Source organism: Streptomyces similanensis (assembly GCF_039543625.1).
Classification (GTDB): Bacteria; Actinomycetota; Actinomycetes; order Streptomycetales; family Streptomycetaceae; genus Streptomyces; species Streptomyces similanensis.
The window spans coordinates 1-26,284 of the sequence record NZ_BAABKC010000055.1; the positions used below are offsets into that span (position 1 = coordinate 1).

General features: G+C 74.6%; 29 protein-coding genes and 1 pseudogene. 15 read left to right on the forward strand and 15 right to left on the reverse strand.

The annotated features are described in order from the left end of the window. Positions 1-313: 313 nt before the first annotated feature. Both ABEB07_RS19495 and ABEB07_RS19500 read right to left on the reverse strand, forming a co-directional pair. Complete coding sequence (locus ABEB07_RS19495) at positions 314-1,555, reverse strand: FUSC family protein (protein ID WP_164584164.1); 1,242 nt, start codon at positions 1,553-1,555, stop codon at positions 314-316. 121 nt (positions 1,556-1,676) lie between these two features. After that, the gene (locus tag ABEB07_RS19500) at positions 1,677-2,171 is read right to left on the reverse strand and encodes an FBP domain-containing protein (RefSeq protein ID WP_176151468.1); all 495 of its coding nucleotides are present in this window, start codon (positions 2,169-2,171) and stop codon (positions 1,677-1,679) included. A gap of 264 nt (positions 2,172-2,435) precedes the next feature. On the opposite strand from ABEB07_RS19500, the gene ABEB07_RS19505 reads away from it, so the two are divergent. After that, complete coding sequence (locus tag ABEB07_RS19505; protein ID WP_176151469.1) at positions 2,436-3,725, forward strand: ROK family transcriptional regulator; 1,290 nt, start codon at positions 2,436-2,438, stop codon at positions 3,723-3,725. Positions 3,726-4,155: 430 nt separating this feature from the next. Next, complete coding sequence (locus tag ABEB07_RS19510) at positions 4,156-4,419, forward strand: hypothetical protein (protein WP_425589041.1); 264 nt, start codon at positions 4,156-4,158, stop codon at positions 4,417-4,419. 76 nt (positions 4,420-4,495) lie between these two features. Here the strand turns inward: ABEB07_RS19510 and ABEB07_RS19515 are convergent, their stop codons facing one another. The 5 genes from ABEB07_RS19515 to ABEB07_RS19535 form a co-directional block, all read right to left on the reverse strand. Then, a complete protein-coding gene (locus ABEB07_RS19515; protein WP_345669501.1) occupies positions 4,496-5,524 on the reverse strand; it encodes an SDR family oxidoreductase in 1,029 nt (342 codons plus the stop codon). A gap of 106 nt (positions 5,525-5,630) precedes the next feature. After that, a complete protein-coding gene (locus ABEB07_RS19520; protein WP_345669502.1) occupies positions 5,631-6,611 on the reverse strand; it encodes an SDR family NAD(P)-dependent oxidoreductase in 981 nt (326 codons plus the stop codon). 371 nt (positions 6,612-6,982) lie between these two features. Further along, a complete protein-coding gene (locus tag ABEB07_RS19525) occupies positions 6,983-8,296 on the reverse strand; it encodes an FUSC family protein (RefSeq protein WP_345669503.1) in 1,314 nt (437 codons plus the stop codon). Between the two features lie 165 nt (positions 8,297-8,461). After that, the gene (locus tag ABEB07_RS19530) at positions 8,462-9,118 is read right to left on the reverse strand and encodes an HAD family hydrolase (RefSeq protein WP_345669504.1); all 657 of its coding nucleotides are present in this window, start codon (positions 9,116-9,118) and stop codon (positions 8,462-8,464) included. A 75-nt stretch (positions 9,119-9,193) separates the two neighbouring features. Continuing rightward, positions 9,194-10,231, reverse strand: a complete 1,038-nt coding sequence (locus ABEB07_RS19535) for a PHP domain-containing protein (RefSeq protein ID WP_345669505.1) — start codon at positions 10,229-10,231, stop codon at positions 9,194-9,196. A 142-nt stretch (positions 10,232-10,373) separates the two neighbouring features. Between ABEB07_RS19535 and ABEB07_RS19540 the strand changes: the two genes are divergently transcribed. Beyond that, entirely contained in the window at positions 10,374-11,186 is an 813-nt protein-coding gene (locus ABEB07_RS19540) for an SDR family oxidoreductase (RefSeq protein ID WP_345669506.1), read from the forward strand. Between the two features lie 55 nt (positions 11,187-11,241). Then, positions 11,242-11,478 carry a hypothetical protein gene (locus tag ABEB07_RS19545; protein WP_345669507.1) on the forward strand — a complete coding sequence of 79 codons (237 nt, stop codon included), beginning with the start codon at positions 11,242-11,244 and terminating at the stop codon, positions 11,476-11,478. 82 nt (positions 11,479-11,560) lie between these two features. Here the strand turns inward: ABEB07_RS19545 and ABEB07_RS19550 are convergent, their stop codons facing one another. Together ABEB07_RS19550 and ABEB07_RS19555 are read right to left on the reverse strand one after the other, a co-directional pair. Next, positions 11,561-12,808 (reverse strand): lectin, encoded by a 1,248-nt coding sequence (locus tag ABEB07_RS19550; RefSeq protein ID WP_176151476.1) that lies wholly within the window; start codon positions 12,806-12,808, stop codon positions 11,561-11,563. Positions 12,809-12,946: 138 nt separating this feature from the next. Continuing rightward, the gene (locus tag ABEB07_RS19555; protein ID WP_345669513.1) at positions 12,947-13,477 is read right to left on the reverse strand and encodes a VanZ family protein; all 531 of its coding nucleotides are present in this window, start codon (positions 13,475-13,477) and stop codon (positions 12,947-12,949) included. 443 nt (positions 13,478-13,920) lie between these two features. Here ABEB07_RS19555 and ABEB07_RS19560 point away from each other — a divergent pair, with 443 nt between their 5' ends. From ABEB07_RS19560 to ABEB07_RS19585, 6 genes are read left to right on the forward strand one after another with little or no spacing between them, the layout of a single operon-like run. After that, a complete protein-coding gene (locus tag ABEB07_RS19560) occupies positions 13,921-14,103 on the forward strand; it encodes a hypothetical protein (RefSeq protein WP_176151477.1) in 183 nt (60 codons plus the stop codon). Next, positions 14,100-14,552 carry a monovalent cation/H+ antiporter complex subunit F gene (locus ABEB07_RS19565; RefSeq protein ID WP_176151478.1) on the forward strand — a complete coding sequence of 151 codons (453 nt, stop codon included), beginning with the start codon at positions 14,100-14,102 and terminating at the stop codon, positions 14,550-14,552. The genes ABEB07_RS19560 and ABEB07_RS19565 overlap by 4 nt, the downstream gene beginning before the upstream one ends. After that, positions 14,545-14,808 (forward strand): Na(+)/H(+) antiporter subunit B, encoded by a 264-nt coding sequence (locus tag ABEB07_RS19570; protein WP_164585791.1) that lies wholly within the window; start codon positions 14,545-14,547, stop codon positions 14,806-14,808. Before ABEB07_RS19565 ends, ABEB07_RS19570 begins: the two co-directional genes overlap by 8 nt. Continuing rightward, entirely contained in the window at positions 14,805-15,620 is an 816-nt protein-coding gene (locus tag ABEB07_RS19575) for an MnhB domain-containing protein (RefSeq protein WP_176151479.1), read from the forward strand. Before ABEB07_RS19570 ends, ABEB07_RS19575 begins: the two co-directional genes overlap by 4 nt. Positions 15,621-15,639: 19 nt before the next feature. Then, positions 15,640-15,987, forward strand: a complete 348-nt coding sequence (locus tag ABEB07_RS19580; protein WP_164585795.1) for a sodium:proton antiporter — start codon at positions 15,640-15,642, stop codon at positions 15,985-15,987. Continuing rightward, positions 15,987-17,768 carry a complex I subunit 5 family protein gene (locus ABEB07_RS19585; protein ID WP_345669510.1) on the forward strand — a complete coding sequence of 594 codons (1,782 nt, stop codon included), beginning with the start codon at positions 15,987-15,989 and terminating at the stop codon, positions 17,766-17,768. The genes ABEB07_RS19580 and ABEB07_RS19585 overlap by 1 nt, the downstream gene beginning before the upstream one ends. A 19-nt stretch (positions 17,769-17,787) precedes the next feature. Here ABEB07_RS19585 and ABEB07_RS19590 read toward each other — a convergent pair whose 3' ends face one another. After that, the gene (locus tag ABEB07_RS19590; protein ID WP_176151482.1) at positions 17,788-18,450 is read right to left on the reverse strand and encodes a DUF4230 domain-containing protein; all 663 of its coding nucleotides are present in this window, start codon (positions 18,448-18,450) and stop codon (positions 17,788-17,790) included. A gap of 155 nt (positions 18,451-18,605) precedes the next feature. Between ABEB07_RS19590 and ABEB07_RS19595 the strand changes: the two genes are divergently transcribed. Then, a complete protein-coding gene (locus ABEB07_RS19595) occupies positions 18,606-19,712 on the forward strand; it encodes a ribose-phosphate diphosphokinase (RefSeq protein WP_425589042.1) in 1,107 nt (368 codons plus the stop codon). Here ABEB07_RS19595 and ABEB07_RS19600 read toward each other — a convergent pair. Continuing rightward, positions 19,627-20,007, reverse strand: a complete 381-nt coding sequence (locus ABEB07_RS19600; RefSeq protein ID WP_164585787.1) for an anti-sigma factor antagonist — start codon at positions 20,005-20,007, stop codon at positions 19,627-19,629. The genes ABEB07_RS19595 and ABEB07_RS19600 overlap by 86 nt on opposite strands. A gap of 293 nt (positions 20,008-20,300) precedes the next feature. On the opposite strand from ABEB07_RS19600, the gene ABEB07_RS19605 reads away from it, so the two are divergent. Then, positions 20,301-20,693 (forward strand): VOC family protein, encoded by a 393-nt coding sequence (locus ABEB07_RS19605; protein ID WP_164585786.1) that lies wholly within the window; start codon positions 20,301-20,303, stop codon positions 20,691-20,693. A 183-nt stretch (positions 20,694-20,876) separates the two neighbouring features. Here ABEB07_RS19605 and ABEB07_RS19610 read toward each other — a convergent pair whose 3' ends face one another. Further along, positions 20,877-21,173, reverse strand: coding sequence for a DUF4235 domain-containing protein (locus ABEB07_RS19610; RefSeq protein WP_164585785.1), 297 nt, complete (start codon positions 21,171-21,173; stop codon positions 20,877-20,879). A 49-nt stretch (positions 21,174-21,222) separates the two neighbouring features. After that, positions 21,223-22,242 carry a glutathione S-transferase family protein gene (locus ABEB07_RS19615; protein ID WP_345669511.1) on the reverse strand — a complete coding sequence of 340 codons (1,020 nt, stop codon included), beginning with the start codon at positions 22,240-22,242 and terminating at the stop codon, positions 21,223-21,225. Positions 22,243-22,560: 318 nt separating this feature from the next. Here ABEB07_RS19615 and ABEB07_RS19620 point away from each other — a divergent pair, with 318 nt between their 5' ends. Then, positions 22,561-23,475, forward strand: coding sequence for a cation diffusion facilitator family transporter (locus tag ABEB07_RS19620; RefSeq protein ID WP_345669514.1), 915 nt, complete (start codon positions 22,561-22,563; stop codon positions 23,473-23,475). A gap of 84 nt (positions 23,476-23,559) precedes the next feature. Here ABEB07_RS19620 and ABEB07_RS19625 read toward each other — a convergent pair whose 3' ends face one another. Further along, complete coding sequence (locus ABEB07_RS19625; RefSeq protein WP_176151485.1) at positions 23,560-24,009, reverse strand: nitroreductase family deazaflavin-dependent oxidoreductase; 450 nt, start codon at positions 24,007-24,009, stop codon at positions 23,560-23,562. Between the two features lie 433 nt (positions 24,010-24,442). On the opposite strand from ABEB07_RS19625, the gene ABEB07_RS19630 reads away from it, so the two are divergent. Together ABEB07_RS19630 and ABEB07_RS19635 are read left to right on the forward strand one after the other, a co-directional pair. Then, on the forward strand, positions 24,443-25,657 hold the full coding sequence (locus ABEB07_RS19630; protein WP_176151486.1) for a cytochrome P450: 1,215 nt from the start codon (positions 24,443-24,445) through the stop codon (positions 25,655-25,657). Between the two features lie 12 nt (positions 25,658-25,669). Continuing rightward, on the forward strand, positions 25,670-25,870 hold the full coding sequence (locus ABEB07_RS19635; RefSeq protein WP_176151487.1) for a ferredoxin: 201 nt from the start codon (positions 25,670-25,672) through the stop codon (positions 25,868-25,870). A 135-nt stretch (positions 25,871-26,005) separates the two neighbouring features. On the opposite strand, the pseudogene ABEB07_RS19640 reads toward ABEB07_RS19635, so the two are convergent. Continuing rightward, positions 26,006-26,284 (reverse strand): annotated as a pseudogene (locus ABEB07_RS19640) (RNA polymerase subunit sigma-70); the annotation flags it as partial.

A 26,284-nucleotide genomic window follows, 5' to 3' on the forward strand; every position in this document is an offset into this window, starting at 1 on the left:
CGACGACGGTCGCGCCCGCCTCGGCGAGCCTGAGCAGCGCCGCCCGGCCGGCGGGGCCGCCCGCGCCGGGAGCCCCGCCACCGCGGCGGCCCCCGTCACCGCCCCCACGAAGCGGCGCCTGCTCCAGCCGCGCGACACTCCTGCCCCACCGTCCATGTCCGCACCTCAGGTCGTCGACTGTCCCGGTCCGCCCCACACCTTGGCCCGGACCGCCCGCGAACGGCAAGAGCGGCAACCATCGTTGCACCCACCGCAACGCACCGCCGCCCCATGTGGCACGGGGCCACCTGCAACCGCCCCGCGCCCGTCGCCCCTACCGGCCGCCGTCCCGGCTCCGTCGCCGCTTGACCGGTGCGCCCAGCCGGTCCGCGAACCGGGTCAGCCGCGACCTGCGCTCGCGCTGTGCCCGCGTGTGCCGGTCCAGCTCCTCCAGCAGCCGCTTGGAACGGTGCTCGGTGTCCATCTCGTCGATGATGCGGTTCACCTCGGTCAGCACCGCGCCCTGGAGCTGCCACTGGCTCGCGTCGCGCTGGATCTCCTCCAGCATCAGCTGCGCCAGCTTGTCGCGGGTGACCGCGGCCTGCCGCAGCTCGGCGGCGAGCCGGGACTCGGCCGACTCCGCGCTCACGCTCACGTCGGTGGTCACCAGCACCGCGTAGCTGACCACCGCGTCGGAGATCTCGCACAGCAGCTGCTGCACCGCGGGCCCCGTCTGCGGCGAGAACAGCGGCTCCGGCTCGCGCTCCTTGGCCAGGTCGGTCAGGCTGCGCGCCAGCACCCGCAGCACCACCGTGCAGATCTCCAGCGTGTCCAGACCGGTGCGCAGCACCACCCGGTGCAGCAGCCCCTCCCGGACCCGCGGGTTCAGCCGGAGGCTGTCCTCGGCCTGCCGCAGGGCCGCGTCCACGTCGGCGATGTCGTGGTCGAGGCGGCGCGCCTCGTGCAGCCGCTCGGCGGCCTGCTCCACCGGGGTGTCGCCGGTCACCTGGTCGCCCATGCGCAGCATCAGCCGGCGCATCCGGCGCGCCAGGCCCTCGATCGACTCGCCCGCCTGCTCGGTCCACAGCGGGGGAGCGAGCAGCAGATTGCAGGCCATGCCGACCACCGCGCCGATCAGCGTCTCCACGATCCGCGCCCAGGCGGTGCTGCCGACCGTGGTGACGCCCAGCACGAGCATCGCGCTGATCGCCACCTCGGCCACGAACTCGTCCACCCGCACCAGGTGGCCGACGGCCAGCCCGGCCAGGATCACCAGCGCCAGACTCCACCAGGTCAGGCCCACCAGGAGGGAGAAGGCGATGGCGACGATCACGCCGGCCACCACCGCGTTGACCCGGCGGATACTGGTGGTCAGCGTCGCGAAGAGGGTGACCTGCACGACCAGCAGCGCGGTCAGCGGGGCGGTCAGCGGGGCCGGCTCGGGGCTCAGCCATTTCGCGAACACATAGGCGACCGTCGCCGCGACCGTCGACCGGAAGGCCTGGACGACCACCGGATCGCGGTGCCGCCGCACCAGCCTGACGAAGGACGAGATCCACTCACGTACATCTTGCATTCCTTGCGCTGTTCCCCGTTCGCCTTCGCGTCGAACGTGGTCGGCGCCGAGTGCGACCGTCCGGGGCCGCTGGTCGCGGACCCGCGACCGGCCCGGCCCGGGGCCGCGAACGGCCCGGGCGTCAGGTGTGGAGCTTGTCCAGGAAGGCCGCCAGATTGCCTTTCATCCGGTCGATCTGCTCGGCCACCGTCAGGCTCTCCTCGAAGCGGGCGCCGGAGTCGGGGACCTTCTTGCCGCGCACGTACAGGGGGCAGGCCAGATCGGTGCACATGTAAAGGCCGACCGAGTTGCCCTCGCGGCCCGCCGGGCCGGCCTTGCGGGCCGTCATCAGCGAGACCCCGCCGCCGGGGTGCGTGGTCAGGCACAGCGAGCACATGCTGCGGTGCAGGAAGCCGCGCCGGACGGCCGGGAAGCGCAGCGCGATGCCGACCGGCCGGCCGTCCCGCTCGGTGACCAGATGGCTGCGGTCGGGCGCGCCCGGATCGCGCCAGCCCAGGAAGTCCAGGTCGTCCCAGGGCAGCTCGCCGAGGTCGCGCGGCACGGCCAGCCGCTTGGCCTCGCCCTTGGAGCAGTTGACGAACGAGGTGCGGATGTCCTGCTCGGTGAGCGGTCTCATCGGGGGCTCCTGCGGAAGACGGCGAAATGCCTAAGGGTTTTAGTTACGCGGCTAGGGTAGGCAGGCCGCGGCCCCGGAGGCCAGTGAATTTCGGGCGGTACGGGTCACCTCGGGCGGATGGCGGTTCCGTATCCTTTGCCAGGACAGGCCCGAGAGTCGGACACGTCTTAATTTATTGCGTGGACTAAGGGGTCGAATAAGTCGCGTCGGGGTGGCTCGCGGCGGTATGTTGCAGGTCGGGCAGGGTTCGGACAAGGGAGCCACATGGCGGCGGGGCGGAACGGGCGCACGGTGCGCGATCTCAGGCGGGCCAACCGCACGGCCGTACTCCAGCGGCTGTACTTCGACGGGCCCCTCAGCCGCTTCGAACTGGGCCCGGCGACCGGGCTCAGCTCCGGATCGATCAGCAACGTCGTCGCGGACCTGGTCGCCGACGGACTGGTCGAGGAGGCCGGCAGCGTCGACTCCGACGGCGGCCGGCCGCGCACCCTGCTGCGGGTGTCCCCGGCCAGCGGCCACATGATCGGCGTGGACGTCGGCGAGACCCGGGTCCGCATCGAGCTGTTCGACCTCGCCCTGACCGAACTCGCCCGCGCCGAGCGCCCGCTGACCCCCCAGCGCTACGACGTCGACGTGATCACCGGGCACGTTCGGGACGGCATCGCCGAGGTCCTGGCCGCCGCGCACCTGGCGCCCGAACGGCTTTTGGGCGTCGGCATCGGCGTCCCCGGCATCGTCGAGCACACCCCCGACCGGGGCGCCGTCGTGCACGGCCAGACCATCGGCTGGAACGCGGTGCCCCTGGAAGCGCTGCTGCGCACCGATTCCCGGCTGCCCGACAGCGTCCCCTACTTCATCGACAACGGCGCCAAGACGCTCGGCCAGGCCGAGATGTGGTTCGGCGCCGGGCGCGGCGCGGGCAACGCGGTCGTGGTGCTGTTCGGCTCGGGCGTCGGCGCCTGCCTGGTCACCCCCGAGGTGGAGCGCGGCCGGGCCGTGGAGTGGGGGCACCTGACGGTCCGGGTGCGGGGGCGGCGCTGCCGGTGCGGCGCGCTGGGCTGCCTGGAGGCGTACGCCGGTGCGGAGTCCCTGCTGGCCCGCTGGCGCGAGGAGGGCGGGCGGCCGCCGCGCGACGCCGACGAGGAGACCGCGCTGACCGCCATGCTGGCCGCCGCCTACCCGCCCGAGGGCCAGGACGCCGACCCGGTCGCGCTCGGCGTCCTGGAGGAGACCGCCGAGTACCTGGGCGCCGGCCTGTCCGACCTGATCAACCTCTTCCAGCCCGAGCGCATCCTCATCGGCGGCTGGGCCGGCCTCCAGCTCGGCCCCCGTTTCCTGCCCGCCGTACGCCGCCACGCCACCGCGTACGCGCTGCGCCACCCGGCGGAGAACGTGACCGTGGAGCTCGGCCGGCTCGGCCCCGACGCGGTCACCGTCGGCGCCGCGATCCTGCCGCTCGCCGACTTCTTCACCCGCGGCGGCCGGCGCGCCGAACCCGTCGCCCAGGACCGGCTGCCGGCCTGGCAGACCGCGCTGGAGGAGCGCAGGGCGTAGGCACGGGGAGGGGCGGCCGGCGGCGGTGCGCCCTTCGGCGCGGATCCGGGAGCCGGGGGAGGGAGGGCCGCCGGTCCGACGGCGCGGAAGGGCGCGGGACCGCCCGCACGGCGGGAGGCGTCGTGCGGGCGGTCCCGCGCGGCGTCCCGGCCGGCGGCCAGGGCCCGGTTCGGCCGAGGTCCGGGCGCCGGCTGGACCGCCGGACAGTGTGCCACGGCGCGCGGCGGCGCGGGACCCTGGACGAGCGCTGCCACGACGCGGGTCCCGGCCCGCCTGCCGAGCGGCCGCTACGTCGTGCCCGCCCGGCCGACGGAGCCCCGCGGCCGGGCGCAGACGCCGCCCGGCGGGGAGGTTTCGCAGGTCATCGCGGAGGTACCCGCGGGTCGCCCCCTGACGCGCGGGGGCCCCACCGACGCGAAGGGAGTTCCCCGTGACCGACGACCACCGCGCCGCACCCGGCGAGAACGGCGCGCCCGTCCCGCGTGACATGCCCGACCAGCAGGCCCAGGGCGACGAGGATCCCTGGGAGGCGGCCGACCGGACCGCGATGGCCAGGGCCGCCCGCTCCGAGCCCGACGCCGGCGACGACGTGCCCGACACCGACGAGGCGGGCACGGGCCCCGGCGGCGGCTCCCCCTCCGCGGGCGCGGTGCACCCCGAGGAGCAGCCCGAGCCGGAGGAGCCGTCCGGCTGACGTACGCCCGCGCCGCCTACCCCAGGCGTCCACGGGCGGCTCCCGCGCGGGTCGCCGCCCCCGGGGCCGCGCCGGCTCAGCCGACCTTGCGGCCCCGCATGGGTGCGGTGTCCGCGCCCGCACCGCGCTGGAGCCCCTCCAGGAACTCCTGGATCACCTCGACGGCCGTACGCCGGGGGCGCCAGCCCAGCTCGGTGTGGGCCCGGGTGCAGTCCATCAGGGGCAGGCGGAGCACCGCGTCGAACAGGTGCGGGGAGGCGGGCAGCAGGCGCAGCCCCCAGGCGGCGGCGATCGCCGAGCGCGCCGCGGTGCGCGGCAGCCGCACCGGCCGGGCGTCCAGCAGCTCGCCCAGCACCTTGGCGTCCAGCGGTGGGTCCGCGGCCAGGTTGAACGCCCCGCGCACCTCCCGGCGCAGCGCGAGCTGGTAGGCGCGCGCGCCGTCGTCCGTGTGCAGGGCCTGCACCCGCAGCCCGGGGACGTCCGGCAGGAACGGCAGCAGCTCCGGCCGGGCCAGCGGCCCGGGCAGGAACCGGCCGCCGAAGATGCGCCGCTGCTCGCTCGCCGACTCCGCCTTGAACAGGAACGCCGGCCGCATCCGCACCACCCGGACGCCGGGGTGGTCGCGTTCGAAGGTGTCCAGAGTCCGTTCCAGGTACGCCTTCTCCCGGGTGTACGCCGCGTCCGGCCAGCCGTGGGTCGGCCAGGACTCGTCCACGGGCCGGTCCTTGGGGCCGGGCGAGTACGCGCCGACCGAGGAGGCGTGCACCAAGGCCGGCACCCGGGCGGCGGCCACCGCCTCGAAGACCCGGATGCTGCCCAGGACGTTGGTGCGCCAGGTCGTGGCCGGGTCGTGCGTCGGCTGGAACGCCCAGGCGAGGTGGATCACCGCGTCCGCGCCCTCGAACTCGGCGGCCAGTCCGGCCTGTTCGGAGGCCACGTCCACGGCCGCCCACTCCGTCTTCGGCGGCGACCAGTCGGGGATCCGGCGAGCCAGGCCCCGGACCGAGGCCACCTCCGGGTCCTCGGAGAGCAGACGGACGACGCTGGTACCGACGTTGCCGGTGGCGCCCGTGACGACGATCCTGCTGCCCGAAGCGCTGCTCACCTGGGACTCCTCTCGGCCGGCGACTGACGACGCGCACCCGAGTACCGCGGTCCCCGCGGCTCAACCCGGCCGCGCACCGCCGGCCCGCGCCGCTCCGGCCCGCACCTCACGCGAACGCGTTCACGCCCGTCAGCTCCGCCGAGAGATCCCACAGGCGGGCCGCCCCGGCGGGGTCGACGGCCCAGGACTTCACGCCGTCACCCAGCCCGCCGTCCCGGGTCTCCGTGCCCTCCCGGGCGGGCTCGGCGACGTCGCAGTCCTCCAGGTAGAGCCCGCCCAGGCCGTCCAGCCGCGGGGAGGTGGCCGCCCACACCTGAGTGGCGGCGCCCTGCTGCGGGGTCTTGAAGTGCTCGGGGTGGAGCACGGTGCCGTTCTCGTCGATCCAGCCGCGCTCGATCATCTCCCGCTGCTCCAGATGGCGCTGGAGCGGAGTGAGGATGCCGCCGGGGTGCAGGGCGAAGGCGCGTACGCCGCGGTCCCGGGCGCGGGCGTCGAGGCCGACGGCGAACAGGGAGTTGGCGGTCTTGGCCTGCCCGTAGGCGAGCCACTTGTCGTAGCCCCGTCGCCAGTGGACGTCGTCCCACCGGACGTCGGAGAGCTGGTGGCCGCGCGAGGAGACCGAGACCACCCGGGCGCCTCCCGGCTCGATCGCCGGCCACAGCCGGTTGACCAGGGCGAAGTGTCCGAGGTGGTTGGTCGCGAACTGGGTCTCCCAGCCGGGTCCGACCCGGGTCTCGGGGCAGGCCATGATCCCGGCGTTGCCGATGACGAGGTCCAGGGAGCGGCCGGAGCCGAGGAACCGCTCGGCGAAGGCGCGGACGCTCTCCAGGTCGCCGAGGTCCAGCTCGTCCACCTCTACGCCGGGTACGCCCGCCAGGGCCTCGCGCGCGGTGTCCGGCCGCCGGGCCGGTACGACCACCCGGGCGCCCGCCCCGGTCAGCGCGCGCGTCGTCTCCAGTCCCAGACCCGAATAGCCGCCCGTGACCAGGGCGAGCTTCCCGGTGAGGTCGATGCCGCGCAGGACGTCCTCGGCGGTGCTCGTCGCGCCGAAACCCGAACCGATCTTGTGCTGTGCCGAAGTGCTCATGACCGGCACGCTACGGATTGGAGCGCTCTCGAAGTCAAGCCCCGCCGACGGCGCGCACCCGGGCCACCCGGCCGCCCGGACACCCGCCGCGCTGACATCGTCCGCGTGGCCACGCGGCCGCGCGGACACCAGGACACCCGGACAGGGGAAAGCCCCGGCCGTGACGGGGGAATCACGACCGGGGCGGTCTTGCGTGGGCGCGCATGGCGGTCGCCTCTCGGCGAGTCGCTCCACAGGGCTTCAGCCGAACGATCGTCCCTGTGGGCAATAGGTGAGGCCCGGGGACACTGTCCCATCCGCACCCACAGTTGGTTCAACGGAGAACCACCCGTCGGTGTTCCGGCGTCGGCCCGCTGACGTGGTGATCCGCGTCACTCCGGTTCCGCCGCGGTGCGCCCGGCCGCCGCTGCCTCCCGCTCCGGCGCCCGCACGGCGGCCGGCACCGCCTCCGCCCACAGGCTCTCCGCCTGGAGCAGCAGCGACCCGAGCACCGTGGTCCGGGCCGTCTCCCGGCCCGCGTGCTCGCGCAGCACGTCCTGCAGCCGGTGGTGCAGCTCCCGGCGGTCCCGCTCGCCCTCCTCCTCGGACCCGTCCGCGTCCGTCCGCTCACCGCGCTCGCCGAGCAGCCGGTCGCCCTCGGCGTGGCAGGCCCGCCCGATCAGCTCCAGCAGCTTCGCGTACGTCACCAGCACCTCCGGGTCCGGCGGCTGCGGCGCGCGGTCCTCGTCGGCCGCGATCGCGAGCGTGCGGGTCAGCGCCCGTACGTGCCCGGTGATCCGGCTCCAGCGCTCGTCCTCCGAGTCCGGCGGCACGTACGAGGGGGGCCGGCGCAGCGCCCGCAGCGGGCGGTCCATCAGCCGCAGGCTCTCCCGGCTCCAGCGGCGGGCCGAGTGCAGCGTCTCCAGCCGGTGCTCCAGCCGGGCCGAGCGGCGCGACCACTCGGCCGCGGTGCGGGCGTCCCACTCCCCGTCGCGCAACTCCTCGGCGACCGCGCACAGCACGTCACCGGTCTCCCGGGCGACGGCCGCGAGGTTGTCCCGCACGTCCCGCAGATGGATCGGCGGCAGGATCAGCGCGTTGACGGCCACCCCGATCACCGCGCCCAGCAGGGTCTGGCCCAGCCGGTGCCCGACCGAGGCGGCCGAGACGCTGCCCGCCGCCAGCGTGAACACCGCCGTGGTGGCGCCGTAGACGCCCTGGTCGCCGAAGCGCGACCAGTTCGCCAGCAGCATCAGCAGCGGCAGGCAGATCGCGAGCGCGCCCAGGGTGTCGCCGGTGACCGCCTCCGCGCCCGAGGCGAGGAGCGTCCCGGCGCAGATCGCCGTGCACTGCTGCGCCGCCCGCCGCAGCGAGCTGTACACCGTGGCCTGCACCAGGACCAGCGCCACCCACGGCGCCATCAGGGCCATCGGGTCGCCCATCAGGTTCTTCGCCACGACCCAGGCCAGCAGGGCCGCGCCGGCCGCCTTCAGCGACTGCGCCAGCAGGTCCCGCTCCCGGCCGGGCCCGCGCCCGACCGCCCGGACGGCCCGCGCGACGCGGGCGGCCTCGGCGCGGACGGCGTGCACCGGGCGGACGGCGAGCAGCCGGACGGCGGCGCGCCACCGGTCGCCCGGCCGGCCGCGGGGCTCCTGTGGCGCGTCCGGCGGTGAAGTCGGCCCTGGGCTCTGCGGTGCGCGCGTCATGCGGGCCGGGTATCCGAAGGCCACGGGGTACTAAGCGGGATCATCATCACATTTTTCGCCCGGTGGGCGGCGGTTTCCCAGGCGGACCGCCACCCGGACCTGTGGACCCCAGGCCGGTGGCCCTGCCCGGCAGACCCCAGGCCGATGGCCCTGCCCCGACACACCTCAGGCCAGTGGCCCGTCCGCCAGGGACGCCAGCAGGTCGGCGGGGTCCCGGTAGACCTCCGTCGCGCCCGCCTCCTCCAGATCGGCGCGGGCGATGCCCCCGCACAGCACGGCCACGCAGCGCACCCCGGCCCGGCTGCCGGCCCGCATGTCCCAGACCGTGTCGCCGACGAACACCGCCCGCCCGGGGTCCACTCCGGCCAGTTCGAGGGCGTGCTCGACGGGCTCGGGCGCGGGCTTGCCCTGTTCCACGTCGTCGGCGCTGGCCGTGGCGGTGATGGCGTCGTCCGCGTCGAGCGCCTTGCGCAGCGCGTCCAGCTCAGGACCGCTCGCCGAGGTGGCCAGCACCACCGCCCAGTCGTTCTCGTGCAGGCGCCGCAGCAGCCGGCCGGCGTCCTCGAACGCGGGCAGCCGGTCGAAGTACTGGGCGTAGAGCGTGGTGTGGGCGGCGTTCAGCTCCTCGTCCCGGTCCTTGTCGCGGTCCTCGCCGAGCAGCCGGGCGATGAGATCGGTCGAGCCGAGCCCCACGGAACGGTGGATGGCGTGCATGGGCACCCGGTGGCCCGCCTGCCGGAAGGCCTCCCACCAGGTGACGACGTGGAGGTGGTTGGTGTCGACGAGGGTTCCGTCGACGTCGAACACGGCGGCACGGTCCATTACGGGAGTCCTCCCACTGCTGCTTGTCGGTGCGGGCCCGAGTACCCGCACCGGCCCACCACCACTCGGACCGGGTCAGCCGGCCGCCGCCCGGGCCGGTGGGCGCCGCTCGCGCGTCCAGGTCAGCAGCTCGTCCGCGGACCAGGTCGTCACCACCCGTCCGGCCGGCACCCCGCACTCCTCGGCCCGTGCGCAGCCGTACGCCTGCCAGTCCAGCTGGCCCGGGGCGTGGGCGTCGGTGTCGACGGCGAACAGCACGCCCGCCTCGACCGCGCGCCGCAGCAGCGGCCGCGGCGGGTCGAGCCGCTCGGGGCGGCTGTTGATCTCCAGCGCGGTCCCGGTCTCGGCGCACGCGGCGAGCACCGCGTCCGCGTCGAACTCCGACTCGGGCCGCCCCCGCCCGGTCACGAGCCGTCCGGTGCAGTGCCCGAGCACGTCGGAGTGCGGATCGCGGACGGCGGCCACCATGCGCCGGGTCATCGAGCGGGCGTCCATCCGCAGCTTGGAGTGGACCGACACCACCACGACGTCCAGCCGTTCGAGCAGCTCGGGCTCCTGGTCGAGCGAGCCGTCGTCGAGGATGTCGCACTCGATGCCGGTCAGCAGCCGGAACGGCGCCCAGGTCTCGTTCAGCTCCGCCACCACGTCGAGCTGCTCGCGCAGCCGCTGCGGGGACAGCCCGCGGGCCACCGTCAGCCGCGGCGAGTGGTCGGTGAGCACCGCCCACTCGTGCCCGAGCGCCGCCGCGGCCCGGCCCATCGCGGCGATCGGACTGCCGCCGTCGGACCAGTCGGAGTGCAGGTGGCAGTCGCCGCGCAGCAGCGCCCGCAGCGCCTCGCCGCCCCGGGCGAGCGGTCGCCCGGCCTCCTGCTCCAGCGTGCGCAGATAGCCGGGCGTCTCTCCGGCCAGGGCCTCGCGCGCCACCTGCGCGGTCTTCGGGCCGACGCCCTTGAGCGACTCCAGGGTCCCGGCCGCCGCGCGCTCGGCCGTCTCGCCGGCGGGCAGCCCGCCCAGCACGCCGGCCGCCGTGCGGAAGGCGCGCACGCGGTAGGTCGGCGCCCCGGACCGCTCCAGCAGGAAAGCGATCTGCTCCAGTGCCTCGACAGGGTCCATCGCCACCTCCGCCACCAGGGTTCCCCGGCGCCCCGGACCCGCACCCGCCAGGGCGGCGCGGCGGCGGCCCGGTTTGCCCGGGACGGGCCCGGGTACTGCGGTGCCTCGTTCCCGCCGTCGCCCTCACCAGGAGGTCCGTGTCATGTCCGACCCCACGTCGGCCGCCGCCCGGGTGGCCGTGATCACCGGCGCCGACTCCGGCATCGGCCGCGCCACCGCCGTACGTCTCGCCGAAGCCGGTCTTGACATCGGGATCACCTGGCACAGCGACGAGAAGGGCGCCGAACGGACCGCCGAGGAGGTCCGCGCCCAGGGCCGCCGGGCGGCCGTCACCCGGATGGACCTCACCCGGCTGCCGGAGGCGGCCGACGCCCTGGACGAGCTGGCCGACGACCTCGGCGGCCGGGTCGACGTCCTGGTCAACTGCTCGGGCACCGGCACCGCCACGCCCTACCTCGACCTGGGCCTGGACGACCTGCGCCGGGTGCTGGACGTGGACCTGGCCGGGCCGTTCCTGCTGGGGCAGAAGGCGGCCCGGCGGATGATCGCGCAGGGCGGCGGCGGCCGGATCGTCAACGTCACCTCGGTGCACGAGCACCAGCCGCGGGTGGGCGCCGCCCCGTACTGCGCGGCCAAGGGCGGTCTCGGGCTGCTCACCCAGGTGATGGCGCTGGAGCTGGCCGAGCACGGCATCACCGTGAACGCGGTGGCGCCCGGCGAGATCGCCACGCCCATGACCGGCCAGGAGGACACCGACGTCCAGACCCAGCACCGCCCCGGAGTGCCGCTGGGCCGGCCCGGCGACGCCCGTGAGGTCGCCGCCGTCATCGCCTTCCTGGCCGGCCCCGACGCCTCCTACGTCACCGGCGCCTCCTGGAGCGTGGACGGCGGGATGCTCCGGATGGGCCCGATGGCCGGCTCGCACCTGACCGGCGACGACTGGCGGCGGCCGTGACCGGGGCCGGTGCCGGAACCGGCATGTCGGGCGGCCGCGACCTAGGCTGGATGACATGACGGAGAGCGCGAGCCCCTACATATCGCAGCCGCGGATCATGGTGCTCGGGGTACAGCCGGGCACCCCGCCGTTCCGCATCGTGGAGATCGACGGCGAGGTCGTCGGCGAGGCCAGGACCGTCACCGACGTCCTCCAGGCCGCCGCCGCGTTCGGCATCCGCGTCCACGACCTGGACGACCCGGACGTGGTCCGCTGGGTCGGGGGCGACAAGTTCACCTGGAGCCGGCACTAGCATCCGCCGCCACCGGCTCCGTACGCCACGCGTCACCCGCCGTCGGGCCGCCCGGCGCCGGCCCTCGCCGGTCCGCCGTGGGTCAGCCCACCGTCCACTTCTGGGCGGCGGTGCCGTTGCAGGTCCAGATCTGCAGCCGGGTGCCGTTGGCGGAGTTGGCGCTGGGGACGTCCAGGCACTTGTTCGCCTGCGGGTTGACGATGTCGTTGGCCGAGGAGATCGCCCACTTCTGGTTCGCCCCGCCGGTGCAGTCCCACAGCTGGACCTGGGAGCCGTCGGCGGTGCCGTTGTCCTTCACGTCCAGGCACTTGCCCAGCGCCCGCAGCGTGCCGTCGGAGCCGACCGTCCACTGCTGGGCGGCGGTGCCGTTGCAGTCGTAGAGCTGGACCGCGGTGCCGTTGGCGGTGCCGCCGGCGGCCACGTCCGCGCACTTGCCGGCCAGCCCCTTGATCGCCTTGCCGCCGCTCGGCGTGCCGCTCGTGGTGACCGAGACCGAGTCGACCACCAGCTGCTGCGGGAAGGAGGTCGAGCCGTCCGGGTCGCCCGGCCAGTAGCCGCCCACCGCGAGGTTCAGGATGAGGAAGAACGGCTTGTTGAACACCCACGTCTTGCCGCCCAGATCGGCGGGCGTGCGGCGCTGGTAGACGGTGCCGTCCACCGACCAGGTGATCGAGTCGGGCGCCCAGTCGACGGCGTAGGTGTGGAACGCGTCCGCGAACGCCTGCCCGTTCGGCAGCGAGTACGGCGCGCCGATGCCGGCCGAGCCCGAGTAGCCCGGTCCGTGGATCGTGCCGTGGACCGTGGAGGGCTCGAAGCCGACGTTCTCCATCACGTCGATCTCACCGGAGTTGGGCCAGCCGACCTGCCCGATGTCGGTGCCCAGCATCCAGAACGCCGGCCACATGCCCTGCCCGCGCGGTATCTTCATCCGCGCCTCGACGTGCCCGTACTGCGCGGAGAACTTCCCCGAGGTGTTCAGCCGCGCCGAGGTGTACTGGCATGTCCCGTACCAGCACTGGTAGTTGGCGGGGTTCTCGCGGCGGGCGGTGATGACCAGGTGGCCCTGGCCGTCCAGGGCGGCGTTCTTGGTGCCCGAGGTGTAGTACTGCCGTTCGTGATTGCTGACGTTGTCGCCGGTCTCCAGCTGCCACTTGCCGGAGTCGACGGCCGAACCGGCCGGGCCGTCGAAGGTGTCGGAGAACGTCGCCGCGGCCGCCGCCGCGGGGGCGGCGGCCGGGTCCGCCTGCGCCGTGCCGACCGCGGCGGAACCGACCAGGACGGCGGACAGGGCGGCGAGGAGACATCTGCGGAGCACACGTGGACGGGCCACGGCTCTCCCTTCCGTACGGCGGCCCGTGCGGGGGCGCGCCGACAGTCGTGGGGGATGGGGGAAGAGTGTCGCCTCTTGATTTAAGGAGTGAACTAAGGGGGCGTCAATACCCTGGTCCGGACCAGCCCGCCGACTCGTTCACACCTTCACGCGCCGCTTGCGGGCGTGTACGGCCCGTCCCATCCGGCGGCCCACGAGCAGGTAACCCAGCAGCGCCCCGGCCGTGTTGAGGATGACGTCGTCGACGTCGAAGGCCCGCCCGGTGATCAGCGCGCCCTGCGCGAACTCCACCAGCAGCATCACCGTCGCGGTCAGCAGCAGCACCTTGAGCATCCCGCGCGCCCGCGGCGCCACCACCGGCACCAGCACCCCGAACGGCACCCCGAGCAGCACGTTCCCGCCGATCTGCTTGACCGCCTCGCGCAGCGCCGGCGCGTCCAGATAGGCCCGCAGCGAAGCGCCCGGCCGCAGATTGGTGTGCGCCAGCGACGCGGAGGCGGGCGACGGCTCCAGGGTCAGCCGGGCCAGGACGACGGCGAACGCCACCATGAAGACGAACGCGCACACCATCGCCAGCAGCCGCAGCGGCCAGGGCGCGGGCCGGCGTTCGACGCTCTCGGCCGGCGCCGCGCGCCGCGACTCGGCCGCGACCGGCTCCTTGCGGTCCAGTCCCGGCCGGCGGCGCGCGAACCCGCCCCGGCGGGACGCGCCCCCGCGCGCGGATCCGCCCCCGCGCAGGACCCCGCCGCCGCCCGGCAGGCCGCCGCACCCGGCGTCCGGGCCGGCGGCGGTGGTGGCGGCGGTGTGCGGGCGCGTACGGCCACGCGGGCGGAGCGCCCAGCGGTCCATGGCATCCTCCAGTCGTCAACGTCCATGGTTGACAAGCCGGTTACCCGCGAACCACGCCGCGATACCGTCGCCCGGCCGCCGCCCCGCCGCTCCCGGCCAGGGCGCCCGCCCGGTTTCCGTTGCTGCTGTCGGGGCAACCGGGCCCCAGACCCGCGCGCCGCCGCCCGTCCCGCGGCCGGCCCGGTGTTTGGATGCCGACAGACGCCGTACGGCACTGCGGCGCACAGCGACGAGGACGACGACCGGACCGGCGGAGGTGGCGGGTGAGGGCACGTTCCGCGCTCCTCGCCGCGGGCGAGGTGGCGCTGTGGTGGGCGGCCCTCCTGGTGTTCTGGCTGATGCTGATCAGCACCGTGTACCCCCTGGAACGGGCGGTCGGCGCGGGCGCGGCGGGCGTGGGCGCGCTGGTCGCGCGGGCCGGCCGGCGGGCGGTGGTCCGCCGGTGAACGGCTGGCTCCTGGCGGCGACCGCGGTCCTGGCCGTGGGCCTCGGCGCGGGCCTGTGGGGCGTGTCCACCGGGCCGCTGGGCCGCCGCGTCACCGCCCAGAACCTGTCCACCGCCATGGTCTGCCCCGGCCTGCTGCTGCTCGCCCAGGGCTACGGCCGCACCTCCTACGTCGACCTGGCGCTGCTGCTGGCGCTGCTCGGCCCGGTCGGCACCCTGGTCTTCGCCCGGCTGCTCGCCGACGAACTCACCGACGACCCGCCCCGCGCCTGGGGCCTGACCTGGGCCGCCGCGGCCGTCGGCGCGGTCGTCGTCACCGTGCTGTGCGCGGTCGCCGGGCCCGGCCGGGCCATGGTGAAGCTCCTGCTCATCGGCGCGCTGCTGATCGGCGGGAACCTCATGGCCTCCCGGGCGCTGTCCGGCGGCTTCGCGGCGGTGGACCGTGGCTGACGCGCTGATCGTCCTGGCCCTGCTGGCCGTCGCCGGCTGCGCGACCTCGGCCGTCCTCAACCGCGACCCCACACGCCAGGCCCTGGTGCTGGCGGTCCTCGGCACCGTCCTCGCCGTGCTCTTCACCGTGCTCCAGGCGCCCGACGTCGGACTCTCCCAGCTCGCCGTCGGCTCGGCCCTGACCCCGCTGCTGATCATGCTGACGGTGCGCAAGGTCCGCCGCCGCTCCGCCGCGCCGAAGGACGGCCCCGAGTGAGCCGGCGCGCACGCCTGTGGCTGGTGCTCCTCGGCGGCTCGGGCCTGGCCGCCCTGCTCGTCGCCGCGTGCCTGCGGCTGCCCGCCTTCGGCGGCGCCCGCCACCCCTACGGCGACCGCGCCGTGGCCGCCGCCCTGGCCCGGCGCACCGCCAACACCATCGCCTCCGTCAACTTCGACCAGCGCGCCTTCGACACGATGGGCGAGATGTCGATCCTCTTCGCGGCCGTCCTCGGCTGCGTCGTCCTGCTGCGCCAGGCCCGCGACGAGCACCGCGACCCGCCCCGGCCGGCCGAGGTCGCCGCCCCCGTGCGCCGCTACGCGCTGAGCACGCTGCCCGTCGCGCTGGTCACCGGCCTCTACGTCATCGCCCACGGCCAGCTCAGCCCCGGCGGCGGCTTCCAGGGCGGTGTGGTCGCCGCGACCGCGCTGCACCTGATGTACCTGGGCGCCGACTACGCCGCCCTGGAACGCGTCCGGCCCGTCGAGGCGTACGAGATCGCGGACGCGCTGTCGGCCGCCGCCTACCTCGTCCTGGGCTTCGCCGGGGTGCTGGCCGGCACCGCGTTCCTCGCCAACACCCTGCTGCCGCTCGGCACGTTCAACACGCTGTCGTCCGGCGGCACGGTCCCGCTGCTGAACGCGGCCATCGGCATGGAGGTCGCCTGCGCCGTCGTCGTGCTGCTCGCCCGCTTCCTGGACCAGGCCGTCGAGATCGTGGAGGAGAACGTGCGGGAGAACGGGAAGAACGGCGATAACGGGACGAACGGGATGGATGGGAAGAACGGGGAGAACGGGGAGAACGGAGAGTGAGAACGCCGTGAGCGCCGTCCTGCACGTCCTTCCGTACCTGATCGCCGCGTACGTGTTCCTGATCGGCTGCTACGGGCTGGCCACCAGCCGCAACCTGATCCACGCCGTGGGCTGCCTGGCCGTGTGCCAGTCGGCGACCTATGTGCTGCTGCTGGCCGTCGGCTACCGCGACGGCGCCACCGCCCCGGTCTTCTCCGACCTCGCGCCCGGCTCACGGCCCGTGGTGGACCCCGTCGTGCAGGCGCTCACCCTCACCGACGTCGTGGTCGGCGCGACGGTGACCGCGCTGCTGCTCGCGCTGACCGTGCAGATCTCCAAGCGGCACGGCACCGTCGATCCCGACGAGCTGAGGGAGCTGCGCGGCTGATGCACCGTCTGCTGCCGCTGCTGCCCGCGGTTCCGCTGCTGGGCGCCGCGCTGCTCGTCGCGGGCGGCCGACGGCTGCCCCGGCCGGTCGCGGAGACCTTCGGCTGCCTGGTCGCCGCGGTCACCGCCGCGCTGGCGGGGCTGCTCCTGCTGCACTCCACCCCGCCGATGGCCGCATGGGTCGGCGGCTGGTTCCCGAAGGGCGGCGAGAGCGTCGGCATCGTCCTGGTGGGGGACGGCGCGAGCCTCGGCATGGTCACGCTGGTCTCGCTGCTGACGCTGGCCGCGCTGGCGTACTCCTGGCACTACTTCGACGAACCGCCGCGCGGCCACACCGGCTCGTTCCCCGCGCTGCTGCTGCTCTTCCAGGGCGGCATGTGCGGCTTCGCGCTCGCCGGCGACCTGTTCAACGCCTTCGTCTTCTTCGAACTGATGAGCGTCGTCGCCTACGCCCTGACCGGGTACCGCATCGACGAGGCCAAGGCCGTGCAGGGCGCCCTGGGCTTCGCCCTCGTCAACTCGCTGGGCGCCTACTTCATGCTCATGGGCATCGCCCTGCTCTACGCCCGCACCGGCGAACTGGGCATGGCGAAGATCGGCCAAGGCCTGGACGCGGCGGCCGCCGGCCACGGACCCGACGCGCTCACCCTGGCCGGCTTCGTGCTGTTCCTGACCGGCCTGCTGGTCAAGGCGGCCGCCGTGCCCTTCCAGTTCTGGCTGCCCGACGCGCACGCCGTCGCCCCCACCCCGGTGTGCATGCTGCTGTCCGGGGTCATGGTGGAACTCGGCGTCTACGGCGTCTGGCGGGTGTACGGGCTGGTCTTCTCCGGGCCCGGCGGCATCCCCGCGGCCGACGCCACCCGGGCGCTGGTGACGCTCGGCGTGCTGACCGCCGCCGTCGGCGCGGTGATGTGCTGGTACCAGCGGCACATCAAACGCCTGCTCGCCTTCTCCACCATCGCCCACACCGGGCTGTTCCTCGTCGGCGTCGGCGTCCTCAAGGCCCAGGCCGACGAGGGCACCGCCCTGTACGTCCTCGCCCACGCCGGAGTGAAGGCCGCCCTGTTCGCCTGCGCCGGCATGCTGCTCGACCGCTACGGCAGCGTCGACGAGTTCTCTCTGCACGGCCGCGCCCGGGAACTGCGCGGCGTCGGCATCATGTTCGGCGTCGGCGCCCTCGCCCTGGCCGGGCTGCCGCCCTTCGGGACCGGCCTCGGCAAGGCCGTCAGCGAGGAGGCCGTGGGCGGCCCGCTCACCGCCCTGTACATCGCCGCCTCCGCGCTCACCGGGGCCGCGGTGCTGCGGGTTGCCGCCCGCGTCTTCCTCGGCCTCGGCCCCCGGCCCGGGGAACCGCGGGACGAGGAACGCGAGGAGGACGAGACGTCCGGCTCCGGCGAGGAACCGGAGACCCGTCAGCGCCTGGACCGGATCCCGGCCACCATGCGGTCGGTCCCGGCCGTCCTGCTGGTCGCGGCGCTCGCCGTCGGCGCGGTCCCCGGCTTCGCCCACGCGGTGGGGGAGCGCGTGGACGAGTCCGGCGCCCGGGGGGTGTTCTCCGCCGTGCACTGGACCGCGACCGGGATCCTGCTGGACCTGCTGTCGACCGCGCTGGCGGTGGCCGTCGCGGGCCTCGCCGTCGCCCGGCCGCGCCTGCTGGCCGCACCCGGCTGGGCCCTGCCGCTCAGACGCCTGCAGTCCGGGCACGTCGGCGACTACGTGGCCTGGCTGCTGGTCGGCGTCGCGCTCCTCGGGGCGCTGGCGCTGCCGGGAGTCCTCGGCTGACCGGACGCCGCGACGCCGGTCAGGTGACGTAGGTGATGTGCACCTCGGTGAAGCCGAGGGACTTCAGCAGGCCCTGGAGCATGTCCCGGGTGTTGGTCTCGGCCCGCGCGGTCAGCCCGCTGTCCTTGGCCGCCTCGCCGATGTGCTGGACCGCCAGCCGCTGCACGGCCTGCTCGCTGTTGGGGTTGTCCGAGAACAGGTCGCCGAGCCGGTTCAGCAGCCCGCGCTGCTTGGAGACGGCGTAGGAGTGGTCCGCGTCCAGGGCCGGGGTGCCCAAGCGCGCGTGCGGCAGGCGGAGCGTGGCCGAGGTGCGGTCCTCGTCGACCGTCACGTCCTGGTCGCCCAGCTTGCCGAGGTCGACGTAGGCGTCCACGGTGCCGGCCCCGACGTACAGGGTGCGCGAGCCGCGGATCGCGTCGGGCAGGTACTTGGCGTCCTTCTCCAGGTCCACGACGACCTGGAAGTTGCCGGACGCGGCGTCGTAGCGGCTCATGTCCCGCACCGACCTCAGGAGCGCGGGGCCCGAGCGGTCGTGCGTCTCGGTGCCGAACAGGTCCTTGATGCCCGGCAGCACCGCCAGCCGGATGCCGGCGAACAGCACGACCAGCACCAGCACCAGCGCGCCCAGCGCCTTCGCCCAGCCGGGGACGCGCCGACGCGGTCTTTCGGTGGACGTCGTCATGGGGGACCCTCCTCTCTCCTCACATCTCCACAGCGGATGCCCGCCAAAACCCGTCGCAGACGGTCCGGTTGGTGCCTTGAACCGTCCGGCCGGGGAACCCGGGGCGACAGGGACTCGGCCCGGTGCCGTCCGAATGATCAGGCGAGGAGCGGATCGTGCGAGACATCGCGGTGTTCAGCGGCAGCGCCCACCCGGCACTCGCGGCCGAGGTCTGCGCCCATCTGGGGGTGCCGCTCAGCCCGACGCGGGTCAGCCGGTTCGCCAACGACTGCCTGGAGGTGCAGCTGCGGGCCAACTGCCGCGAGCGGGACGTGTTCCTGATCCAGCCGCTGGTCAAGCCGGTGCAGGAGCACCTGGTCGAGCTGCTGATGATGTGCGACGCGGCGCGCGGCGCCTCCGCCGGCCGGATCACCGTCGTGATGCCGCACTACTCCTACGCCCGCTCCGACAAGAAGGACGCCCCGCGCATCTCCCTGGGCGGCCGGCTGGTGGCCGATCTGCTGGTCGCGGCGGGCGCGGGCCGGGTGCTGGCGATGACGCTGCACTCCCCGCAGGTGCACGGCTTCTTCTCGGTCCCCGTCGACCATCTGCACGCGCTGCGCGAGCTGGCCGCGCACTTCTCGCGCCTCGACCTGTCCCGGACCACCGTCGTCTCGCCGGACCTCGGCAACGCCAAGGAGGCCGCCGCGTTCGCCCGGCTGATCGGCGCCCAGGTGGCCGCCGGGGCCAAGCAGCGCTACCCGGACGACCGGGTGAGCATCAGCTCGGTCATCGGGGAGGTGGCGGGGCGGGACGTGATCGTGCTGGACGACGAGATCGCCAAGGGCAGCACGGTGCTGGAACTGCTGGACCGGCTGCGCGAGTCGGGGCCGCGGTCCATCCGGGTCGCCTGCACGCACGGCCTGTTCGCGGCGGGCGCGCTGGAGCGGCTGACCGGGCAGCCGGACGTGCTGGAGGTGGTGTGCACCAACACCGTGCCGGTGCCGGTGGGCGACGGCGCGGCGGACGGGCCCGCGCGGGCCGGGGGCGCGGGGGAGGAGCGCGGGCCGGGGCGGGGCAAGCTGCGGGTGCTGTCCATCGCGCCCGCGCTCGCCGAGGCGGTGCGGCGCATCCACAACGGGGAGTCGGTCAGCGCGCTGTTCGACGCGCCGCGCGAGGAGCGGCCCGCCGGGCGGGTCACCGGCAGCCGGAGTGGGCCTCGGGCCGCTCCAGGGCCGCAGTCAGCGTCGGGCGCGGAGGCAGCAGCCGGGCCAGGCCGGTGACCCTCAGGACGCGCAGGGTCAGCGGGTGCGCGCACACCAGGCGCAGTTCGCCGTCCTGGTCGAGGAGCCGGGTGCGGGCGCGGTAGAGCAGGCGCAGTCCGGAGCAGTCGAAGAAGTCCACCCCGCTCAGGTCGATCACCACCCGGGCCTCGCGGCGGGCCGTCACCCGGTCCAGGAATGGCGTGATCCGTTCGGCCGCGGCGATGTCGATCTCGCCGAGGAACTCCAGCACGATGTGCCCGCGCACCCTGCGGACGCGCAGCTGCCGGTCGAGCGGCTCGGGAACGTTCGCCACGACACTTCGCCTCCAACCGGCCCCATACGGCGGCGGGACGGGCCGTCACCCGGCACAACTGCCGCCCCCGCCCTGCAAATTACCCTCGAACGAGTGAATTCCAGCATGTTCGGTTGACATATGTCATCGCATTGCGGCCGAGTCGCGCGGAGCCTCGCGTCTCTTTGGCCGAGTTCCGCCCCCCGGCGCGCGGGCGGCGGCGGGGGCGCCGACTGAAACGACGGGGCGGGGACATCAGGAAGGGAGGGCGGCAGGACAACCGGGTACCGCCGCCGGACCCTTCCGGAGAAGACATGCCACTGGTCACCGCGGGCGTCGTCGTCCTCGACTGCGCCGAGCCCGAAAAACTCGCCGTGTTCTACAAGGAGTTGCTCCAGGCCGAGGAGACGGACGCCGGGGCCAACCTGGTGGAGATCAAGTCCGCCGACGGACTGCGGCTCGCCTTCCGGCGCGACGCCAACGCCACCCCGCCGAGCTGGCCGCGCCCGGAGAACTCCCTGCAGGCCCACCTGGACTTCCTGGTGGAGGACCTCGACGCGGCGGAGCGCAAGGTGGTGGAACTCGGCGGCCGCCCCCTGGAGGCCAAGGAAGGCCCCGGCCCGTACGAGGAGCGCGGCTGCTCCGACCCGGCCGGCCACACCTTCACCCTGCGCCGCACCCGCCAAACGGCCCCCAAACAGGGCTGACCGCCCGGCGCCGGCCGATCCGGGGACGGACGGGACCCGGCACGGAGCGCGCACGAAGCGGGAGCGCGCGCGAAACGGCCGCGGGGCCCGCCGGTCCGTGTCCTCGGACACGTCGTCCGGCGAGCCCCGCGGCCGGGCCGCGGGGCTACTGAAGGGACTCAGCCGCGCGGGCGGCCGAAGGGCTCAGTCGCGGCCGTGGTCGTCCTTCGTGGGCCACACGCCCGTCGTGCGTTCGATGGCCGTGGCGCCCGCGCGGTCCACGGCGCTGCGCACCACCGCGAAGATGGCGCCCTGGACCGCCGCCGCCAGCAGGATCTCGCCCCAGCGGCGGTCCGCGTCCAGCGCGTCGGGGGCGTCGTCCTCGTGCCGGACCGCCTTCCACACCGCGCGGAACGCCTTCCCGGCCACGGCGCCGCCGGCCCAGCCCAGCACGAAGCCGACGGGCTGGTAGGCGAGCGGGAACTTCTTCTTCTTGGCCACCTGTGTCTCCTTGTTCGGGTACGTCGTACGGGCGAGGGGCCGGGGAAGGTCAGGGCCTGCCCCGCGGCGGGACCTCCTCGCCGTGCGGCACCGGTCCGGGCGGCGTCCCCTCGCCGAAGGGCCGGCCGCCCAGCTCCGCACGGTGATGCGGCGTCAGCCACCCGCCCAGGTCGGGCCCCAGGGGCACGATGCCGGTCGGGTTGATGCCCGTGTGCACCTGGTAGTAGTGCCGCTTGATGTGGTCGAAGTCGACCGTGTCACCGAATCCGGGCGTCTGGTACAGATCGCGGATGTACGCCCACAGCACCGGATTCTCCGCCAGCTTCCAGCGGTTGCACTTGAAGTGTCCGTGATACACGGCGTCGAAACGGACCAGTGTGGTGAACAGCCGGATGTCCGCCTCGGTGATCGTGTCGCCGACCAGGTAGCGCTGCCCGGCCAGCCGCTCCGCCAGCGCCTCCAGCCGCCGGAACACCCCCGCGCACGCCGCCTCGTACTCCTCCTGGCCGGCCGCGAAACCCGCCCGGTACACACCGTTGTTGACGTCCTCGTACACCTCGGCCATCACCGCGTCGATCTCGTCGCGCCGCGCCCGCGGATACAGGTCCGGCGCCCCCGGCCGGTGCAGGTCGCCCCACTCGGTGGCGAAGTCCAGGGTGATTTGCTGGTAGTCGTTGGTGACCAGCGCGCCGCTGGGCACGTCCACGATCGCCGGCACGCTCACCCCGCTCGGGTAGCCGGCCTCCCGCCGGTCGTACGCCTCGCTCAGGTAGCGGATGCCGAGGACCGGGTCCCGGCCGTCGGGGTCGAGCGTGAAGCGCCAGCTGCGGTCGTCCTGGATCGGGTCGGCGACGGCCAGCGACACGGCGTCCTCCAGACCGAGCAGCCGCCGTGACACCAGCGCCCGGCCGGCCCACGGGCAGGCGCGGCTGACCACCAGCCGGTACCGCCCCGCCCGAACCGGCCAGCCGTCCCGTCCGTCGGCGGTGATCCGGTCCGCGAAGTGGCTCTTGGACCGCTTGAAGGCCTTGTGGCCGTAGGCGCTGTTGCCGCCGCCCGCGTCACTCATGCCCGTCCTCCCTGCCGTAGCGCTCTCCCGTGACCGCGTTCCCCGAAATCCGCCGACGGCACGGTGTGAGCGGCACGGAGCGCGGGCAGTCGGCGAATCGTGAGCGGGACACCCAAGGAGCACGAGAAGGCCCAGGCGACGGACCACACGGACCGCACGGACCGGCGGGGGAGGGGGAGCACCACGGAGCACGGCACACGGCCGGAGACGGCGCACCACACCGGGCACGACACGGAACCCGGCACGGACGGGAGCGCCGGGCGGGACCCGGGCGCGGACGACGGGCCGTCCGCCGACAGCAAGACCCGCGTCACCGTACTGGTGGCGCTCATGGCCAACCTGGTCATCGCCGTCGCCAAGGCGGTCGGCGGGATCATCGCCCACTCCCCGGCCCTGCTGTCGGAGGCGGCGCACTCGGTCGCCGACAGCTTCAACGAGATCTTCCTGCTGGCCGCGCTGCGCCGCAGCCGCCGCCCCGCCGACCGCAAGCACCCCTTCGGCTACGGCAAGGAGCGCTTCTTCTGGTCGCTGCTCGCCGCCGTCGGCATCTTCGTCATGGGCGGCTGCTTCTCCGTCTTCCAGGGCGTCGAGGCCCTGCGCAACGGCGCGCACGAGGACTTCCTCGGCTACACCGTGGGCCTGATCGTCCTCGCCGTCTCCCTCGTCGCCGAAGGCGTCTCCCTGCTGCGGGCGCTGCACCAGGTGCGCAAGCAGGGCGGCAGCAGCGGCCTGCGCGACCCGGCGCTGCGCACGGTCGTCGCCGAGGACGGCACCGCGGTGCTCGGCGTCACCCTCGCCATGATCGGCATGGCGCTGCACTGGATCACCGGGCAGGTCGTGTGGGAGGCGTCCGCCTCGCTCGCGATCGGCGCGCTGCTCGTCTACGTCGCCTACCGGCTCGGCTGCGACGCCCGCGACCAGCTGATCGGCGAGGCCGCGGACCCGGAGCTGAGCGGCCGGATCGGCTCCCTGCTGCGGGCGCAGCCCGAGATCGACAGCGTGGAGGCGCTGTTCACCATGAAGATGGGCCTCGACTCCATGCTGGTGGCCGCCCGGATCGACCTGGCCCCCGGTCTGGACAGCGAGCGCGTCGAGGAGGTCGCGATGCGCATCAAGCGGTCGATCGCCCGCACCGTCCCCGACGCCGACCAGATCTTCCTGGACGTCACCGACCGTCCCGCCGAGGAGGCACGGGAAAGCCCCGCCGCGACGGGGGAGCGCGGCGGGGCCTGAAGGACGGGTGCCCGGACCGGCGCCGCTCCATGCGCGGCCCCGCCGGGTTTCTTCCCGGCGCCCGCCGGCTCGGCGCCCGCGGGCTCAGTGCCCGTCGGCCGCCTCCAGCACGAACACCGGGATCGGGCGCGAGGTCTTCTCCTGGTACTCGGCGTACGGCGGGAACGCGGCGACCGCCCGCTCCCACCACTGCGCCTTCTCGGCCCCGGTGACCTCACGGGCCGTCATGTCCCGCAGCGCCGGCCCGTCCCGCAACTCGACCCGCGGGTCGGCCTTGAGGTTGAAGTACCAGAACGGGTGCGTGGGCGCGCCGCCCTGCGAGGCCACCACGGCGTAGCGCCCGTCGTGCTCCACCCGCATCAGCGGCGTCTTGCGGATCCGGCCGCTGCGCGCCCCGCGCGTGGTCAGCAGGATCACCGGCAGTCCGGTGTCCTTGAGTGTGGTCCCCTCGGTGCCGCCGGAGCTCTCGTACAACTCCACCTGCTCCCGCACCCACTGGGTGGGGCTGGGCTCGTACTCGCCCTCAAGAGGCATGGCGTCCGTCCTCTCCTCGCATCCGGGTGCCCGGCGGGGCGCCGCCGTTCGGCGTCGGCGCCGGCACCCCTCCATCCCTACCACCCGGCGCGATCCGGATGGGCGCCCCGGCCACCGGACGGCCGTATCCCGCCAGCCCCCGCGCCGCCGGCGCCCGCCGGCGCGCGGACGACCGGCGCGGACGGCCGGTCCGGGGCGCCCGCCGGCGCCGTACGGCGCTCCGCCCCGCCCGGCGTGGCCGAACACCGCCCGCGGGCGTGGCCGGTCTCCGCCGACGGGGCCCCGGCCCGGTATCCGGACTACGATGCGAAGGAGACGTTTGTCGGCCAGATGCCGCACGACGGCGATCTGGCCGAACTTGCCGTCGCCTAATAGATGCCCCGGGCATCTAATGAAGATCGGCACGACGCACCCTTCGTCTGCGAGGTCTTCCATGCCGGACCCGACCACCGCCCCCCACGCCTCCGAGCCCGTCGCGTTCCCGCAGGACCGCTCCTGCCCGTACCACCCGCCCACGGGCTACGACCCGCTGCGCACCGACCGGCCGCTGTCCCGCGTCACCCTGTACGACGGCCGCCCGGCCTGGCTCGTCACCGGGCACGCCCTGGCCCGCGCCCTGCTGGCCGACCCGCGCCTGTCCAGCGACCGCACCCGGGACGGCTTCCCCACCACCACGCCCCGCTTCGCGGCGGCCCGCGACCGCCGGCTCGCGCTCCTCGGCGTCGACGATCCCGAGCACCGCTCCCAGCGGCGCATGATGGTGCCCAGCTTCACCCTCAAACGGGCCGCCGCGCTCCGGCCGCGCATCCAGCACATCGTCGACGACCTGCTCGACGCGATGATCGCGCAGGGGCCGCCCGCCGAACTGGTCGGCGCGTTCGCGCTGCCCGTGCCCTCCATGGTGATCTGCGAGCTGCTCGGCGTGCCCTACGCCGACCACGAGTTCTTCGAGGAGCAGTCCAGGCGGCTGCTGCGCGGACCGGACGTCGCCGACACGCTGGACGCGCGCGACCGGCTGGAGGAGTACCTGGGCGACCTGATCGACCGCAAGCGCGAGGAACCGGGCGAGGGGGTGCTGGACGAGCTGGTCCGGCAGCGGCCGGCCGACGGCGGACCGGACCGCGCGGAGGTGATCTCGCTGGCGGTCATCCTGCTCGTCGCCGGGCACGAGACCACCGCCAACATGATCTCGCTGGGCACCTACACCCTGCTCCAGCACCCGGGCCGGCTGGCCGAACTGCGCGCGGATCCGGCGCTGCTGCCCGCCGCGGTCGAGGAGCTGATGCGGCTGCTGTCCATCGCCGACGGACTGCTGCGGCAGGCCACCGAGGACATCGAGGTGGCCGGCGCCACGATCCGGGCCGGCGACGGCGTGGTCTTCTCGACCTCTGTCATCAACCGCGACCAGGACGTCTACCCGGCTCCCGACGCGCTGGACTTCCACCGCTCGACCCGCCACCACGTCTCCTTCGGCTTCGGCATCCACCAGTGCCTGGGCCAGAACCTCGCCCGCGCCGAACTGGAGATCGCCCTGGGCGCCCTGGTGCGGCGGCTGCCCGGCCTCCGGCTCGCGGCCCCGCCGCAGGAGATCCCCTTCAAACCCGGCGACACGATCCAGGGGATGCTGGAACTCCCCGTGACCTGGTAAGAGGCTGCCGTCATGCCCATCGACATCGACAAGGACGTCTGCATCGGCGCCGGCCAGTGCGCCCTGGCCGCCCCGCACGTGTTCACCCAGGACGACGAGGGCTTCAGCACCCTGCTGACCGACCCGGAGACCGGCGCGGCCGACCCGATGGCCCGCGTCGCCGCGAAGGCCTGCCCCGTCGGCGCGATCACGATCACGGAGCCGCCCGCCTGACACCCCGGAGCCCGCAGCCCGGAGCCCGTAGTCCGGAGCCCGGGGAGGCCGACACCCCGGGCCCTGGAACCCTTGGGGGCTCGGCCGCGCCGCCCGGCCCGGTGGGATCTCCGGCCGGGCTCGGGCCGCGCGTCCTCACCCGGGCGGCCACGACCGGTCGCCCGGGGCCGCTGCGGGCTCCGCGGGCTCCGCGGGCTCGGGGGCGTCCAGCACGGACAGCGGCAGGCGGGACAGCGCGGCGGGGTCGGCGATCACCTCGTAGGCGGTGATCCGGTCCTCCCGGACGGTGATGTCCAGGGCGAACAGGAGCCGGCCGGCCGGAGCGACCACCGCGCCGACACGGCCGCCGCCCAGGGCCGCGGCGGCGTACCGGTCGCGGGCGCGCAGGGCGACGGTGCCCCGCGCGACGGCGCG

Coding starts and splice junctions, on each gene's coding strand:
- ABEB07_RS19585 (WP_345669510.1), top strand. CDS start 15,987: ATGCACCGTCTGCTGCCGCTGCTGCCCGCGGTTCCGCTGCTGGGCGCC.
- ABEB07_RS19590 (WP_176151482.1), bottom strand. CDS start 18,450: ATGACGACGTCCACCGAAAGACCGCGTCGGCGCGTCCCCGGCTGGGCG.
- ABEB07_RS19635 (WP_176151487.1), top strand. CDS start 25,670: ATGCCCATCGACATCGACAAGGACGTCTGCATCGGCGCCGGCCAGTGC.
- ABEB07_RS19540 (WP_345669506.1), top strand. CDS start 10,374: ATGTCCGACCCCACGTCGGCCGCCGCCCGGGTGGCCGTGATCACCGGC.
- ABEB07_RS19615 (WP_345669511.1), bottom strand. CDS start 22,242: ATGAGTGACGCGGGCGGCGGCAACAGCGCCTACGGCCACAAGGCCTTC.
- ABEB07_RS19495 (WP_164584164.1), bottom strand. CDS start 1,555: ATGCAAGATGTACGTGAGTGGATCTCGTCCTTCGTCAGGCTGGTGCGG.
- ABEB07_RS19535 (WP_345669505.1), bottom strand. CDS start 10,231: ATGGACCCTGTCGAGGCACTGGAGCAGATCGCTTTCCTGCTGGAGCGG.
- ABEB07_RS19545 (WP_345669507.1), top strand. CDS start 11,242: ATGACGGAGAGCGCGAGCCCCTACATATCGCAGCCGCGGATCATGGTG.
- ABEB07_RS19530 (WP_345669504.1), bottom strand. CDS start 9,118: ATGGACCGTGCCGCCGTGTTCGACGTCGACGGAACCCTCGTCGACACC.
- ABEB07_RS19605 (WP_164585786.1), top strand. CDS start 20,301: ATGCCACTGGTCACCGCGGGCGTCGTCGTCCTCGACTGCGCCGAGCCC.
- ABEB07_RS19500 (WP_176151468.1), bottom strand. CDS start 2,171: ATGAGACCGCTCACCGAGCAGGACATCCGCACCTCGTTCGTCAACTGC.
- ABEB07_RS19505 (WP_176151469.1), top strand. CDS start 2,436: ATGGCGGCGGGGCGGAACGGGCGCACGGTGCGCGATCTCAGGCGGGCC.
- ABEB07_RS19625 (WP_176151485.1), bottom strand. CDS start 24,009: ATGCCTCTTGAGGGCGAGTACGAGCCCAGCCCCACCCAGTGGGTGCGG.
- ABEB07_RS19630 (WP_176151486.1), top strand. CDS start 24,443: ATGCCGGACCCGACCACCGCCCCCCACGCCTCCGAGCCCGTCGCGTTC.
- ABEB07_RS19525 (WP_345669503.1), bottom strand. CDS start 8,296: ATGACGCGCGCACCGCAGAGCCCAGGGCCGACTTCACCGCCGGACGCG.
- ABEB07_RS19520 (WP_345669502.1), bottom strand. CDS start 6,611: ATGAGCACTTCGGCACAGCACAAGATCGGTTCGGGTTTCGGCGCGACG.